Annotated in this window: 18 protein-coding genes; 16 read left to right on the top strand and 2 right to left on the bottom strand. The window is 43.4% G+C overall.

The window, feature by feature from the left end; genetic code table 11:
- Positions 1 to 72 precede the first annotated feature (72 nt).
- The 12 genes from gvpC (HFV01_RS17090) (at position 73) to HFV01_RS17050 (ending at position 7,349) form a co-directional block, all read left to right on the top strand.
- On the top strand, positions 73 to 528 hold the full coding sequence (gene gvpC / locus HFV01_RS17090) for a gas vesicle protein GvpC (RefSeq protein ID WP_260378305.1): 456 nt from the start codon (positions 73 to 75) through the stop codon (positions 526 to 528).
- On the top strand, positions 519 to 656 hold the full coding sequence (locus HFV01_RS30865) for a hypothetical protein (protein ID WP_008049827.1): 138 nt from the start codon (positions 519 to 521) through the stop codon (positions 654 to 656). The genes gvpC (HFV01_RS17090) and HFV01_RS30865 overlap by 10 nt, the downstream gene beginning before the upstream one ends.
- A gap of 512 nt (positions 657 to 1,168) precedes the next feature.
- The gene (gvpA, locus tag HFV01_RS17085; RefSeq protein WP_006616598.1) at positions 1,169 to 1,387 is read left to right on the top strand and encodes a gas vesicle structural protein GvpA; all 219 of its coding nucleotides are present in this window, start codon (positions 1,169 to 1,171) and stop codon (positions 1,385 to 1,387) included.
- A 229-nt stretch (positions 1,388 to 1,616) separates the two neighbouring features.
- Entirely contained in the window at positions 1,617 to 2,072 is a 456-nt protein-coding gene (gene gvpC / locus HFV01_RS17080) for a gas vesicle protein GvpC (protein WP_260378305.1), read from the top strand.
- Positions 2,063 to 2,200 (top strand): hypothetical protein, encoded by a 138-nt coding sequence (locus tag HFV01_RS30860; RefSeq protein WP_008049827.1) that lies wholly within the window; start codon positions 2,063 to 2,065, stop codon positions 2,198 to 2,200. The genes gvpC (HFV01_RS17080) and HFV01_RS30860 overlap by 10 nt, the downstream gene beginning before the upstream one ends.
- A 512-nt stretch (positions 2,201 to 2,712) precedes the next feature.
- Positions 2,713 to 2,931 (top strand): gas vesicle structural protein GvpA, encoded by a 219-nt coding sequence (gene gvpA, locus HFV01_RS17075; protein ID WP_006616598.1) that lies wholly within the window; start codon positions 2,713 to 2,715, stop codon positions 2,929 to 2,931.
- Positions 2,932 to 3,160: 229 nt separating this feature from the next.
- A complete protein-coding gene (gene gvpC / locus HFV01_RS17070; protein ID WP_260378305.1) occupies positions 3,161 to 3,616 on the top strand; it encodes a gas vesicle protein GvpC in 456 nt (151 codons plus the stop codon).
- Positions 3,607 to 3,744: a hypothetical protein gene (locus HFV01_RS30855; RefSeq protein WP_008049827.1), complete on the top strand. Its 138-nt coding sequence runs from the start codon at positions 3,607 to 3,609 to the stop codon at positions 3,742 to 3,744. Before gvpC (HFV01_RS17070) ends, HFV01_RS30855 begins: the two co-directional genes overlap by 10 nt.
- Before the next feature lie 512 nt (positions 3,745 to 4,256).
- Positions 4,257 to 4,475: a gas vesicle structural protein GvpA gene (gvpA, locus tag HFV01_RS17065; protein ID WP_006616598.1), complete on the top strand. Its 219-nt coding sequence runs from the start codon at positions 4,257 to 4,259 to the stop codon at positions 4,473 to 4,475.
- 229 nt (positions 4,476 to 4,704) lie between these two features.
- Positions 4,705 to 5,559, top strand: a complete 855-nt coding sequence (gene gvpC, locus HFV01_RS17060) for a gas vesicle protein GvpC (protein WP_006620383.1) — start codon at positions 4,705 to 4,707, stop codon at positions 5,557 to 5,559.
- Between the two features lie 222 nt (positions 5,560 to 5,781).
- Positions 5,782 to 6,966: a gas vesicle protein GvpN gene (gene gvpN / locus HFV01_RS17055; protein WP_006620381.1), complete on the top strand. Its 1,185-nt coding sequence runs from the start codon at positions 5,782 to 5,784 to the stop codon at positions 6,964 to 6,966.
- The gene (locus HFV01_RS17050) at positions 6,966 to 7,349 is read left to right on the top strand and encodes a gas vesicle protein (protein WP_006670797.1); all 384 of its coding nucleotides are present in this window, start codon (positions 6,966 to 6,968) and stop codon (positions 7,347 to 7,349) included. Before gvpN ends, HFV01_RS17050 begins: the two co-directional genes overlap by 1 nt.
- Here the strand turns inward: HFV01_RS17050 and HFV01_RS17045 are convergent.
- Positions 7,346 to 7,651, bottom strand: a complete 306-nt coding sequence (locus HFV01_RS17045; RefSeq protein ID WP_006620379.1) for an ArsR/SmtB family transcription factor — start codon at positions 7,649 to 7,651, stop codon at positions 7,346 to 7,348. The genes HFV01_RS17050 and HFV01_RS17045 overlap by 4 nt on opposite strands.
- A gap of 567 nt (positions 7,652 to 8,218) precedes the next feature.
- Here HFV01_RS17045 and HFV01_RS17040 point away from each other — a divergent pair.
- Both HFV01_RS17040 and HFV01_RS17035 read left to right on the top strand, forming a co-directional pair.
- On the top strand, positions 8,219 to 8,725 hold the full coding sequence (locus HFV01_RS17040) for a hypothetical protein (RefSeq protein ID WP_006670796.1): 507 nt from the start codon (positions 8,219 to 8,221) through the stop codon (positions 8,723 to 8,725).
- 135 nt (positions 8,726 to 8,860) lie between these two features.
- Positions 8,861 to 9,739 carry an alpha/beta fold hydrolase gene (locus HFV01_RS17035; RefSeq protein WP_006620377.1) on the top strand — a complete coding sequence of 293 codons (879 nt, stop codon included), beginning with the start codon at positions 8,861 to 8,863 and terminating at the stop codon, positions 9,737 to 9,739.
- A 54-nt stretch (positions 9,740 to 9,793) separates the two neighbouring features.
- On the opposite strand, the gene HFV01_RS17030 is transcribed toward HFV01_RS17035, so the two are convergent.
- Positions 9,794 to 11,467 carry a glycosyltransferase family protein gene (locus HFV01_RS17030; RefSeq protein WP_006620376.1) on the bottom strand — a complete coding sequence of 558 codons (1,674 nt, stop codon included), beginning with the start codon at positions 11,465 to 11,467 and terminating at the stop codon, positions 9,794 to 9,796.
- Positions 11,468 to 11,556: 89 nt separating this feature from the next.
- On the opposite strand from HFV01_RS17030, the gene HFV01_RS17025 reads away from it, so the two are divergent.
- Positions 11,557 to 15,000 (top strand): glycosyltransferase, encoded by a 3,444-nt coding sequence (locus tag HFV01_RS17025; RefSeq protein WP_193520239.1) that lies wholly within the window; start codon positions 11,557 to 11,559, stop codon positions 14,998 to 15,000.
- A complete protein-coding gene (locus tag HFV01_RS17020; protein ID WP_006620374.1) occupies positions 14,978 to 15,223 on the top strand; it encodes a hypothetical protein in 246 nt (81 codons plus the stop codon). Before HFV01_RS17025 ends, HFV01_RS17020 begins: the two co-directional genes overlap by 23 nt.
- The last annotated feature ends 68 nt before the right edge of the window (positions 15,224 to 15,291 follow it).

Here is a 15,291-nt window from a genome sequence, read left to right as displayed (position 1 = left end):
ACTACAGAAAACCACAGAAAACCATAGATGTCCGATGCTTAACCACCAACTGGGGGGATATCCTTAAGTACTATGGCGTTACAGGATGATTGGCAACAAAGCCACCTAGAGCGTCGCCAGGTTTTGGCTGAAAGCCAAAAACAGATTTGGGCGACGATCGGTTTATGGCAACGAGAACGATACAGCCAGGCGATCACTCAAAAACAAGATCGACAGGCTTTTGTATCTCAATTAAAACAAGAAAATCAAGCCTTTTTGGCAGACGCTCATAATAACCATCGTCAGCAAGCAGAACAACTAGCTGAGGATTTAAAAGAGTTTGTGCGATCGCTTCAGAAAGAAACTGCTACCTTTCTGGAGGAGAGCGCCCAGTCCCGAGCCGAAAAAGCTGAGGAATTAGCGCAGGAGTTACGGGATTTTCGGGCGGAACTTCGAGATACGGTTGCTCAATGGCAACAGCAGTGGCAACAACAGAACCAGGAAAGAGCTGCCGGTCGCCGAAAACTCGCCCAGCAGGTATGGCAATAGTTCAATATGATCTGATCCGCACCATTATGGCTGAAAACTTGCTACAGCCAATCCAAGAGGCGAAAGCCGAACGCCTAGCAGGTATTCAGTCCATGTTTGAGGATATGGGTAAGTTTCGGATGCAATGACGAGAGTATCGTCGGGAACGGGAAAAGTCGGTTTGGGGTGGTGAAAGGGTGAAATCGACCCCAGCAACGCCTTAGAAGGCGAAGGCTAGTCAAACCCTAATAATTATTACCAAAATGCTTGACATTATACCCAAGTACTGATAGACTCCAAACCGTTGTCGTAGGATGATGCTCCATAGCTGTTTAAGGGTGGACGTGAAGTACATAGCCTGTATATCTTGGTTTTAAAAAGGCGATTTGTACGTGACAATAGTCCTCTTTGAACAGAATGTTGGAGGCTTTGAGAGATACCTTCACCAATGGCATGATTGCCTCACTATTGATTGTATCATACTCAGAAGCTTCGGGCTATTGCCACATTCTTGACGGTTAAATCTGTCTGGATTCTGTATGACGGAGGATAACAGGACTTCCCTGGTAGCCTGGTCAACAGTAATACTAGCAACAATCTACCATCACAGCCTAGCTGGACGGTGGGGGTGTCAATATGAAAATTAAGAGGTAATTGACTCATGGCAGTTGAAAAAGTAAACTCATCTTCGAGCTTGGCTGAGGTTATTGATCGTATCCTAGATAAAGGGATTGTAATTGATGCCTGGGTTCGTGTTTCCTTAGTGGGCATAGAACTGTTATCGGTAGAAGCAAGGGTTGTGATTGCATCTGTGGAAACTTACCTCAAATATGCAGAAGCTGTGGGTCTAACGGCTCAAGCTGCTGTTCCTTCTGTATAAAGGGTTTCACAGTTAACTAGCGGTCGGACATCTGATTCTGTCTTCTGATTAAGTCCATCTAGCTACAGCCTGAATCTGAGTCGGAAAGCCAATGCCTGAGTTTCAGGGGGCTATATGATTCTCTAGGGAAGACCCTAAAGTAAGGCTGACAGGAAAGACTACAGAAAACCACAGAAAACCACAGATGTCCGATGCTTAACTACCAACTGGGGGGATATCGTTAAGTACTATGGCGTTACAGGATGATTGGCAACAAAGCCACCTAGAGCGTCGCCAGGTTTTGGCTGAAAGCCAAAAACAGATTTGGGCGACGATCGGTTTATGGCAACGAGAACGATACAGCCAGGCGATCACTCAAAAACAAGATCGACAGGCTTTTGTATCTCAATTAAAACAAGAAAATCAAGCCTTTTTGGCAGACGCTCATAATAACCATCGTCAGCAAGCAGAACAACTAGCTGAGGATTTAAAAGAGTTTGTGCGATCGCTTCAGAAAGAAACTGCTACCTTTCTGGAGGAGAGCGCCCAGTCCCGAGCCGAAAAAGCTGAGGAATTAGCGCAGGAGTTACGGGATTTTCGGGCGGAACTTCGAGATACGGTTGCTCAATGGCAACAGCAGTGGCAACAACAGAACCAGGAAAGAGCTGCCGGTCGCCGAAAACTCGCCCAGCAGGTATGGCAATAGTTCAATATGATCTGATCCGCACCATTATGGCTGAAAACTTGCTACAGCCAATCCAAGAGGCGAAAGCCGAACGCCTAGCAGGTATTCAGTCCATGTTTGAGGATATGGGTAAGTTTCGGATGCAATGACGAGAGTATCGTCGGGAACGGGAAAAGTCGGTTTGGGGTGGTGAAAGGGTGAAATCGACCCCAGCAACGCCTTAGAAGGCGAAGGCTAGTCAAACCCTAATAATTATTACCAAAATGCTTGACATTATACCCAAGTACTGATAGACTCCAAACCGTTGTCGTAGGATGATGCTCCATAGCTGTTTAAGGGTGGACGTGAAGTACATAGCCTGTATATCTTGGTTTTAAAAAGGCGATTTGTACGTGACAATAGTCCTCTTTGAACAGAATGTTGGAGGCTTTGAGAGATACCTTCACCAATGGCATGATTGCCTCACTATTGATTGTATCATACTCAGAAGCTTCGGGCTATTGCCACATTCTTGACGGTTAAATCTGTCTGGATTCTGTATGACGGAGGATAACAGGACTTCCCTGGTAGCCTGGTCAACAGTAATACTAGCAACAATCTACCATCACAGCCTAGCTGGACGGTGGGGGTGTCAATATGAAAATTAAGAGGTAATTGACTCATGGCAGTTGAAAAAGTAAACTCATCTTCGAGCTTGGCTGAGGTTATTGATCGTATCCTAGATAAAGGGATTGTAATTGATGCCTGGGTTCGTGTTTCCTTAGTGGGCATAGAACTGTTATCGGTAGAAGCAAGGGTTGTGATTGCATCTGTGGAAACTTACCTCAAATATGCAGAAGCTGTGGGTCTAACGGCTCAAGCTGCTGTTCCTTCTGTATAAAGGGTTTCACAGTTAACTAGCGGTCGGACATCTGATTCTGTCTTCTGATTAAGTCCATCTAGCTACAGCCTGAATCTGAGTCGGAAAGCCAATGCCTGAGTTTCAGGGGGCTATATGATTCTCTAGGGAAGACCCTAAAGTAAGGCTGACAGGAAAGACTACAGAAAACCACAGAAAACCACAGATGTCCGATGCTTAACTACCAACTGGGGGGATATCGTTAAGTACTATGGCGTTACAGGATGATTGGCAACAAAGCCACCTAGAGCGTCGCCAGGTTTTGGCTGAAAGCCAAAAACAGATTTGGGCGACGATCGGTTTATGGCAACGAGAACGATACAGCCAGGCGATCACTCAAAAACAAGATCGACAGGCTTTTGTATCTCAATTAAAACAAGAAAATCAAGCCTTTTTGGCAGACGCTCATAATAACCATCGTCAGCAAGCAGAACAACTAGCTGAGGATTTAAAAGAGTTTGTGCGATCGCTTCAGAAAGAAACTGCTACCTTTCTGGAGGAGAGCGCCCAGTCCCGAGCCGAAAAAGCTGAGGAATTAGCGCAGGAGTTACGGGATTTTCGGGCGGAACTTCGAGATACGGTTGCTCAATGGCAACAGCAGTGGCAACAACAGAACCAGGAAAGAGCTGCCGGTCGCCGAAAACTCGCCCAGCAGGTATGGCAATAGTTCAATATGATCTGATCCGCACCATTATGGCTGAAAACTTGCTACAGCCAATCCAAGAGGCGAAAGCCGAACGCCTAGCAGGTATTCAGTCCATGTTTGAGGATATGGGTAAGTTTCGGATGCAATGACGAGAGTATCGTCGGGAACGGGAAAAGTCGGTTTGGGGTGGTGAAAGGGTGAAATCGACCCCAGCAACGCCTTAGAAGGCGAAGGCTAGTCAAACCCTAATAATTATTACCAAAATGCTTGACATTATACCCAAGTACTGATAGACTCCAAACCGTTGTCGTAGGATGATGCTCCATAGCTGTTTAAGGGTGGACGTGAAGTACATAGCCTGTATATCTTGGTTTTAAAAAGGCGATTTGTACGTGACAATAGTCCTCTTTGAACAGAATGTTGGAGGCTTTGAGAGATACCTTCACCAATGGCATGATTGCCTCACTATTGATTGTATCATACTCAGAAGCTTCGGGCTATTGCCACATTCTTGACGGTTAAATCTGTCTGGATTCTGTATGACGGAGGATAACAGGACTTCCCTGGTAGCCTGGTCAACAGTAATACTAGCAACAATCTACCATCACAGCCTAGCTGGACGGTGGGGGTGTCAATATGAAAATTAAGAGGTAATTGACTCATGGCAGTTGAAAAAGTAAACTCATCTTCGAGCTTGGCTGAGGTTATTGATCGTATCCTAGATAAAGGGATTGTAATTGATGCCTGGGTTCGTGTTTCCTTAGTGGGCATAGAACTGTTATCGGTAGAAGCAAGGGTTGTGATTGCATCTGTGGAAACTTACCTCAAATATGCAGAAGCTGTGGGTCTAACGGCTCAAGCTGCTGTTCCTTCTGTATAAAGGGTTTCACAGTTAACTAGCGGTCGGACATCTGATTCTGTCTTCTGATTAAGTCCATCTAGCTACAGCCTGAATCTGAGTCGGAAAGCCAATGCCTGAGTTTCAGGGGGCTATATGATTCTCTAGGGAAGACCCTAAAGTAAGGCTGACAGGAAAGACTACAGAAAACCACAGAAAACCACAGATGTCCGATGCTTAACTACCAACTGGGGGGATATCGTTAAGTACTATGGCGTTACAGGATGATTGGCAACAAAGCCACCTAGAGCGTCGCCAGGTTTTGGCTGAAAGCCAAAAACAGATTTGGGCGACGATCGGTTTATGGCAACGAGAACGATACAGCCAGGCGATCACTCAAAAACAAGATCGACAGGCTTTTGTATCTCAATTAAAACAAGAAAATCAAGCCTTTTTGGCAGACGCTCATAATAACCATCGTCAGCAAGCAGAACAACTAGCTGAGGATTTAAAAGAGTTTGTGCGATCGCTTCAGAAAGAAACTGCTACCTTTCTGGAGGAGAGCGCCCAGTCCCGAGCCGAAAAAGCTGAGGAATTAGCGCAGGAGTTACGGGATTTTCGGGCGGAACTTCGAGATACGGTTGCTCAATGGCAACAGCAGTGGCAACAACAGGACCAGGAAAGAGCTGCCGGTCGCCGAAAACTCGCCCAGCAGGTACAAGGGGATTTGCAAGAGTTCAATATTATCCGCACCATTATGGCTGAAAAATTGCTACAGCAAACCCAAGAGGCGAAAGCCGAACGCCTAGCAGGTATTCAGTCCATGTTTGAGGATATGGGTAAGTTTCGGATGCAATTACAAGAGTATCGTCGGGAACGGGAAAAGTCAGTTTGGGGTGGTGAAAGGGTGAAATCGACCCCAGCAACGCCTCAGAAGGCGAAGGCTAGTCAAACATTGGTTCCTCAAACCAAGCCGAAGGCGGTTAAATCAGCGCCTAGTACTACCACAGCAGCCCAATCAACAACACCTACCGCTGTGGTGGTTGCTGAACCAACAAAACCAGCAGTTCCCCCTAATCAGCCTAAACCAACTACTGTTGTTCCTCATCCCCCTAACCCCGGATGAACGGGTTTATGATTACATTTATCAGCAGTCGAGGGTACGATTGACTGATATTGAGGAGGATTTGCAGTTAAATCGCATTCAAACCGTTTATGCTTTGCGATAACTTCTGAACCAAGGTTGGATTGTTCAGAGCGTTCAAGCCTACTATGCCAACAGATCAAATGAAAATAGGGTTCGGGACTAAAATATCCCTAGCCTGGTAGCTTACAATCTAACATTAATATGACCACTGTGCTTCGTGCTGTTCCTAAAGGATTTGTTAACACTCCAGCCATTGAAAGAATTACAGTTAGGGCGTTGCGGTATCTTCAATCAGGGTTTTCTGTGCATTTGCGCGGACCAGCGGGAACCGGAAAAACTACCCTCGCCCTACATTTGGCAGATTTGCTTAATCGTCCGATTATGTTGATTTTTGGGGACGATGAACTCAAGTCCTCCGATATGATTGGTAATCAAACTGGTTACACCCGTAAAAAAGTGGTGGATAACTTTATCCACAGTGTAGTTAAATTAGAAGACTCACTCAAGCAAAACTGGATTGATTCCCGTTTAACCCTCGCCTGTCGCGAAGGATTTACCCTCGTTTATGATGAGTTTAACCGTTCCCGCCCTGAAGTCAATAACGTTCTGTTATCGGCTTTAGAGGAAAAACTATTAGTGCTGCCTCCCAATAACAGCCGTTCCGAATATATTAGGGTTAACCCCCATTTTCGGGCGATTTTTACATCTAATCCTGAAGAATACTGTGGCGTTTATAGCACCCAGGATGCTTTACTTGATCGCCTCATTACCATGAATATGCCGGAACCGGACGAGGCTACCCAACAGGAAATCCTCATCCAAAAAGTGGCAGTTACACCGGAAGAAGCCCAAACTATTGTAACATTAGTGCAGCAATTCCGAGAGGCTACCCATGCGATCGCCCCTAGTAAAATTCAGACGGTAGCCAGACAACAAACTAACGCCGATAAAGCCTCTGGGTTGCGACCTAGTTTGATGCTAGCCAGAATATGTCAAGAACATAATATCCCTATTGTTCCCATTGACCCCGATTTTCAAGAGGTTTGCCGTGATATCCTCTTATCGCGCGCTATTGGAGATATTGCTGAATTAGAAAGCCGACTTCATCAGATATTTGACCATTTATCAGGACTGGAAAATGACCAGATTATCGCTTTACCCCCTAGGGAAGAATTGACCACTTCATCAGTACCTAATAATCTTTCCGATACCGAACAGAAAATCTATACTTATATCAAAGACTCTGATGGGGCGCGAGTCTCCGAAATTGAGATAGCTTTGGGGTTAAACAGGGTGCAAACTACTGATGCTTTGCGCTCGCTGTTAAGAAAAAGTTATTTGACACAACAGGATAATCGCCTGTTTGTTGTTTATGAGGGTGATTAATGACATTACAATCACGTTCATCTAGTCCTCAGCGCGGAGTGCCGATGTCTACCTCCGGTTCATCCCTCGCGGATATCCTAGAGAGGGTTTTGGATAAAGGCATAGTTATTGCTGGGGATATTTCCGTCTCGGTCGGGTCTACGGAATTGTTAAGTATCCGCATTCGTTTATTAATTGCTTCCGTAGATAAGGCTAAGGAAATTGGGATTAATTGGTGGGAAAGTGACCCTTATCTTAGTAGCCAGGCGCAGCAATTATCACAGTCTAATGAACAATTGTTAGAGGAGGTTAAACGACTACAGGAAGAAGTGCGATCGCTTAAAGCCTTGACCTCCCAATCATCACAGCCAGTCACTCCCCCTAACTCCGAAAATGATGATTAATTTGAGCAAGGTAAAGCCGGAACCACTGGACTAAATCGCCGAAACTCCCCTAGATATTCTTCTAGGATAATCATTTGACTCAGGTTAATGCTATAATATATCCAGCGGCCCTCTTGTCGTCCTTTGATTAATCCCACTTCTTTGAGCGTTTTGAGATGAAAGGACAGTTTCGACTGGCTAACCTCTAAGGTTTCGCAGATTTCGCACACGCATAATTCCTGGTGGCGTAAGAGTTCTAGAATCTGAATCCGTAGGGGGTCAGATAGCGCGTGAAAGCTCAGGGAAATGTCTGTGTTGACCATTATTCGGAATCTTAACATATTCTCCACTTTAGCAAATTAATTGGGGGATTTCACACGCCTCACTTGTCCACAAAGTAGCCCAGCTAATATGTAAATTTTTGTAAAAAAACCCATCATTTGGGGGGTATAGGTTGACTTATCCCTTGACCATGGGTTTATATTTTATATAATGGGAATATGCCTAATTTTTTTAGTGTTTTATAGTCAATTATAAAAGACTATATCCAATCTTATCACGGATTCGGGTTCTCGTCAACCCCTGGAAAGGCGGAAGGCGCACCAGTTTTTAAAAACATATCAGACAACCGGGGAAGGGAAAACTTGTGGGGTCTTACCGGACTTGATGAGATAGTGCTGCTAGGGGTTCCCCCCAACTCAAATCGCCCTATCCCTATGGCGGTTGATGAAGGTTAGACTCAGGGTAATCAGTAAGGTATCTCATACACTCTGCTGACCACCCACCTCGCGGGTTGCGCCTGATATCTGATCATATGCCCTAGGAGTAGCCCAGAGCAAGTATTGGGGGAATTCATGACTAAATATTTGTCAGATATTCAGAGGAAGATTATGTTAAAGAAATTACCAGTTTTGGGGTTAATGATAGTTCTAATTGCTGGATTAGTGTTTGGCGTTGGTACAGCAGGGGTTTTAGCGGATACTTCTTTACCACAACCTAATGATAATGGTGATTATATTGGCAATTCTAGTCACCTATATTGGCAGGTAGTTGACCCCGACCCCAATGGCTTAAATTGTCGCATGGGTTCTGAATCAATTAAAGAAGTATGGAACCCGGAAAAATCTGGTTTTCCTAACATTATCAATTTTCCGGTGGTTGAACGTTTACAGACTGATGAGGTATTTACTGGTAAGTTGAGTTATGGTGGGTTTATTGTCACTTTGGATTCTGATTTGAAACCGTGGATATATATTGAAGAAAAAGCTGACGGAACTCCCGCCAATTGTTTTGTTAGGGCTAATAATTTATTTGTTAAACCCATCGAAAAACCGACCATAGAAGAAACCATAGAAGAAACCATGGAAGAAGTCGAAGAAGTTATCGACAATGGATGATTGATAATTGTCTGATAGGGAATGATCACCTCATAATTACCAAATTCTGCCATTCCCTGTTACCTATTAGCCATTCTTAATCATTGAAGATTGCTATAATTATCGATTATCAATTATTCAAGATTAACTGTTCCCATGACAACAACTACCGTAGAAACTCAAACTTGGCTGTGGAAAGGATTTCCTATCTGTTATAGCGCCGCTGGAGACACAGGACCAGCGGTAGTATTAATTCATGGGTTTGGTGCAAGTTGGGGACACTGGCGCAAAAATATCCCTATTTTAGCTAATCAATGTCGGGTATTTGCGATCGACCTTTTAGGGTTTGGTGGGTCAGCTAAACCTTTACCCTGTAGTAGCCTATCTTATACCTTTGAAACTTGGGGTGATCAAGTGGCAGATTTTTGTCGGGAGGTGGTCGGAAGTCCGGCTTTTTTAGTGGGAAATTCTATTGGTTGTATTGTGGCTATGCAGGCGGCTGTCTCTCACCCAGAAATAGCGATCGCTGTAGGTTTATTAAATTGTTCTCTGCGACTATTACACGATCGCAAAAGGGCAGAAATACCCTGGTATCGGGGTATGGGTGCAGAATTAGCCCAAAAAGTGTTAGGTTTACGATGGGTTAGTCAGCTATTTTTTCGACAACTTGCTACTCCTAAAACTGTCCGTAATATCCTCCTACAGGCTTATCGGCGCAAAGAGGCTGTCACCGATGAATTAGTGACCATGCTTATCACCCCCGCCAATGACCCCAATGCTGTCGATGTTTTTGTGGCTTTTACTACTTATTCTCAAGGACCTTTACCAGAAGATTTACTCCCCATTCTTCCCTGTCCGGCGATAATTTTATGGGGGACAGAAGACCCATGGGAACCGATAAAACTTGGACAAGAATTAGCTAAATTTGACACAGTAAAACAGTTTATTCCTCTGGAGGGGGTTGGACATTGCCCCCAGGATGAAGCACCGGAGTTGGTTAACCCTATCCTGTTAAAATGGGTGTTAGATAGTTAACAGTTTATCTAACAGTTTATCCCCCCTATATCACTGACATGGGGGGATTTATTTCTAGGGATTATTAAACAGTTCCGGGACTCTTTGCTGGAGTTGTCTGTTTAACTCTGGGAGGCGATCGCACATTTCTAAATACCAGCGGTGACGCTGTTGGTAATGGTGACAAAGTAGCCGATTTTGTTTAACCCAATTATAGGCATTTTCGGCAATTTGGCGGCGTAAGGTATGGTTATTAATTAGGCGGTTGAGTTGGGTTTCAAATTCTCGGATCGTCCGATAAATTAACCCGGTTTTTTCCGGCTGAATAGATAATTCATAAACGGTAGGACTCGCGAGGACGGCTACCCCACTACCTGCACATTCTAGGAATTTTAAATCTGATTTCATGAGATTAACTGGTGTGGGGGTCAGGGGAAGTAAGGCGATATCGGAGTTTTGCAGAATTTCTAAATAGCGGTTATAATGGCAGAAAGGTTCAAAGGTTTTTTGGTCGGTGGCTAAGGCTTCAAAAAATTGGCGATCGTGAACTACTCGCACCAGGACTCGACCGGAATTGGCTGATAAAACTTTATTTAGAGATGCCATAATGGGTTCCCAGTCCTTCTCGCGGTTTAATGCACCAAAAAATAGACTGATTTTCTCGTTGTCATAATTATGGCGTGGGGGGGAAACTTCGGTTAGTTGGTTAGGAAAAACTGCTATATTAGGATTAAATTGTTGCAGAAATACTCCCAAAGGTTTAGTGGAGGTTTGGACACCGTGACAGCCTCGATAACTCAAATAATTATGATCTGCATATTCTCGGCGACGTAGGGGGTTATCATCAATTTCAGCAATGATTAAATAGTTTTCCTGTAGTAGTCTTTTCAGCACGGAAAGATGTTCTCCCGCTGACATGATGGTGCGCTGCCAGATGAAAATTTTGGCTTCCTGTGGTATAGTGGGTATAATTCGCGCTGATCTGACTGAAGAAAAGGTGCGGACTCCAGGAATAGTGGCACTAAAGCGATCGGGGTCTAAAACTCGAATCCGATCGCACCCAGTTGGTGCCATGATTGCCGTTTGGATTAATAGCCGTCTTGGGGGGTGACTCGACTTGATGCCCCGCACTAGATAGTTTTCCGCTACCGTTTGCGCTCTATACTCTTTCAGGTAGACAACAGTAGAGGGATTGGCTGATTTCTGTCTCTCTAAAAACTGGTTAAACTCCCAAGTGCGATCGCCTTTTGTCCGCACTTCATAGATATATAATCCCGCTTGGTTAAAATGCGATCGGATTTCCTGTAAACTTAAACCTACACCCGACAACTGTGGCTTATCCAACGGTAAACTAACTAGCCGCCGCCAATATTGACTGTTAGGAATATCAGCGATAAATTGACCGTTAGGTTTCAGCCAGCGACTGTAATCATTGACCAGTTTACCAAAATCCTGATCCGGAGAATTGACACAGCCATAAACCAAAACATCTATCCTCCCCATCGAATCACAAATTGTGCTTTTTGTCAAGTCCTGATGGGGAGAAATCTGCCAATATTGGCATTCTGGGTTATTCCGCAGATAGGCTGACTTCAGATCTGGGTTAGGGCGATCGCTAATTTCAACAATGACACGGGCATCTATAGGTAACACCCTCAACAATTCCGAATTCAATGTCTTCACCCAATGATTGTTTAAACTATAATCCTGTTGGCTATAGTGCGCCCAAATATTCGCAATTAGACACACTTTCCCACCATTTTACCATGATCTCCCCCTTGTCAAAACCCATTGACAGGGAGTAGAGTATCGTCTGTGATTAATACAATCGGTAAATTATGCAGTGTAAAATTTGTGACTCCGCTACGATACCCTTCGGTAAAACCATAGTTTTGAACAGATATAATGTTAACTATTTTCAATGTCAGAATTGCGGATTTGTGCAAACCGAAAATCCCTACTGGTTGCCAGAAGCCTATAAGCACCCCATTGCTAACAGCGACGATGGTTTAGTTTTCCGTAATCTCATGTTAGCGCAACTAACCAGCCAAATCATCACCAAATTTTTTAATCCCGATAATCAATTTCTCGACTATGGTGGCGGTTATGGTTTATTAGTCCGCCTCATGCGAGATATCCGCTTTAAATTTGACTGGTATGATAGCTTCTGTCCCAATTTTTTAGCCACCGGGTTAGAAGCCAATTTAAACCCAGACAACCCCTATGAACTCATCACCGCCTTTGAAGTATTTGAACATTTCGCTAACCCCCTAGATGAAATCAACAAGATCCTGAAATTATCTAAAAATATTCTCTTCTCAACCGAACTTATCCCCCCCCATAATCCCCACCCTGGTCAGTGGTGGTATTATGCACCCCAGGAAGGACAGCATATAGCTATTTACACACCCCAATCATTACAAATAATCGCCCAAAACTTCGGCTTGAATATTTACTCTAACGGTTCATCCTTGCACTTATTAACCGAGAAGGCTATCCCACCAGAAGAGTTTACCGAAATCGCTCAATATAACGCCGCTGAGTTACGAAGATTATTGTGGTTTTCCCGTAGTTATAGCCAAACTTTAGCCAATTTAGAAACAGTCGCATCTTCCCAAAAACCGGAAGTTATAACTCCCGAATTAGGTGTTAATGTCGCTGGCTTTGTTAATGGAGAATTTGGCATTGGTGAAGGAGTACGCGCCACCTTGAGGGCTATGGAAGCGGTTAACTTAAATGTGGCAATTAATAACTTTACCGGGAGTCCTCACCGGAAACAAGATCATAGCTTTGACAATTTTACTTCCGCACATCCTTATCCCATAAACTTAATTCAAATTAATGCTAATGATGTGTTGAGATTTGCTCAACTTGTCGGTGCTGACTATTTTAAAAATCGATATAATATCGGTTTCTGGGCGTGGGAATTACCAGAGTTTCCCCCAGAGTGGGTTAAGGCATTTTCTCTATTTCACGAAATCTGGACTTATAGTGATTATTGTGTCTCTGCTATTCGGCGGGTGTCGCCAATTCCCGTAATTAAAATGATGCCTACCGTGTCACTGCCAGAGGTAAATTTAAGTCGGGAAAATTTATCAATTCCCCCCGACAAGTTTATCTTTTTATTTATGTTTGATTTCTATAGCCGCATAGCACGCAAAAATCCCTTGGCAGTAGTAGAAGCCTTTAAAACCGCTTTCGGAAATCATCCTACTAATGTGGTGTTAATCTTAAAGTGTTCTAACTCTGATCGTTTCCCCAAAGAAAGAAATCACCTTTTTCAAGCGATCGCTAATTGTCCAGCCATTCAAATTATTGATGGCTATTTATCACGGGAACAAATTAATGGTTTAGTTTATAACTGTGATTGTTATATTTCCCTACATCGTTCCGAGGGTTTTGGTTTAACCATGGCGGAAGCTATGTTTTATGGTAAACCCGTCATAGCTACTGGCTATTCTTCCAATACGGAATTTATGAATTTAGCCAATAGTTTTTTGGTCAAATATCGGCGAGTTTTAATTGACCAAACAGACGGACCCTATCGACCGGGGAATGTGTGGGCTGCCCCCAATATTAAACAGGCAGCTGAGTTAATGCAATATGTGGTTAACTACCCAGAAGCTGCTCATCAAATTGGTCAGCAAGCAGCTACCGATATCAGAACCCAATTAAGTCCTCAAACTATCGGCGATCGCATTTTGTCTCGCCTGCAAATTATTCACAATGCTACCCAAAACTTTACTGATATACGTTCAGTTCCCATTATGGAATTGTCACCGGAAACGACAACTCCTCCCTTGGTCAGTATTTGCATTCCCACCTACAACGGCGAAACCTTTATTAGAGAAGCAATTCTCAGCGCCTTAAACCAGACCTATAGTAATTGTGAAATCATCCTAGCCGATGATGGTTCCATAGATGATACTATAGCGATCGCCAAATCTTTGCAAGTCTCATCACCTATCCCTTTTCGTATCCTCACCCATATTAACTATGGTTTAGTTGATAACCTCAATTTCTGTATTTCCCAAGCTCAAGGAAAATATGTTAAATTCCTATTCCAAGATGATACCCTTGAACCCAACTGTATAGAACAACTCGTGGCTATGGCTGAAGCCAACCCAGAAATTGGTTTAGTTTTCTCCCGCCGCCATATTATCCTTGATGATAATTCCCAGACTCATCCCCAATGTCAAGCCGCCTACAAAGGAACCCAAAACCTGCATCAAGACTGGTCAAACTTAAAAACCATTCAACCCGGTTCCCAATTATTATCAGACCCTAAATGCTTCCGAGGTCGGTTAAATAAAATCGGCGAACCGACAACTGTTTTAATTCGGCGTAATGTCTTTGCTCAATTAGGAGGCTTTGACCCCGACCTACATCAATTATTAGATGCAGATATGTGGTTTAGAATTATGGCAGATTATCAAATAGCCTTTGTTGATAAAGCCTTATCTACCCTGCGAATTCATCGCCAACAACAAACTCAACTCAATATTATCGCTGGTGAGAATATCCGAGACTATAGCCGACTATATCGGAAAATGATTATTGACCCTGACTATCGGTTTTTGGGGTTAAATATCAAAGAATATATCTTTTATCAACTGTTGTCTAAGTCTCCCCAAGATTATCTAAACTTAGCCGAAGAATTGGTTAATCAATATCGTCATAACCCCCATCATCAACCTACCCAGCAACACCTTCGACTCCTGCGAAAACTGACGGCTATGCTCTGGCTTAAATCTGAGGCTGCTTCCTTGCAAAAATTATCTGATGGTGTTCAAGGAAAAGTGCATAAAATTATCCTTAATAGTGGTATCCGTGAGTTGACATTGACCCCCAGCGAATCTGAGTTTGTCGAATCATTAAAAATCCGGGTTTCTCAGGGGTTTTCTGTTCAAAATGGTTGTCAATCTTGGTTGGCTGCTATGCTATATAAGCCGGCTTATCAATTGGGGATAAATTATCATAATGCGGTGATTCCTAATTATTTATTTGAGGATTTTCTGAAATTCATTTTCTCCCCTAGTTACCACTTTACTGATGACAAAGATAGGGGTGATTATGTGAATTTTACTCGCGGAGTATGGAAATACTTAAAACGCCATATTGACGAATCACCTTCCCAAGTCAGTCTCTGGGTTTATGTGGCTAAAATTGCTTTAGAATTATGGGATGAACGACCTTTGATGAACCTTAATCAAGATATCAGTGAAATATTGAGCGATCGCCACGCGGTTTGGGTTTTTTATGGTCGCCACCACACTCCCTAATTTTGACCGCCAATTATCCCGTAAGTCTGCTTTACAACGCCTTAAATTAATCGCCAATTCCCGGTTAATTGTGATTAGTTCAATTCCCGAAAAGCGCCTTTTATCCTATTGTCAGAAAACTTTATTTTTTAGGGACTTGACATTATCATTAAATTTTGTACAATATAGGAAGGTAAAATGGTCGTGTTTTATGCAAATTTCCGCTAATAGCCCATATCACTGAGACTTGGAGGGAGTTAACCCGAAACACGAATCACTAGCAAAGCCAGATATATAAGGAGTTTCCAGGTA

Origin of the sequence: Limnospira fusiformis SAG 85.79, from assembly GCF_012516315.1 — a bacterium.
Taxonomy (GTDB): Bacteria; Cyanobacteriota; Cyanobacteriia; order Cyanobacteriales; family Microcoleaceae; genus Limnospira; species Limnospira fusiformis.
This window is presented reverse-complemented; position numbering and strand designations above follow the sequence as displayed.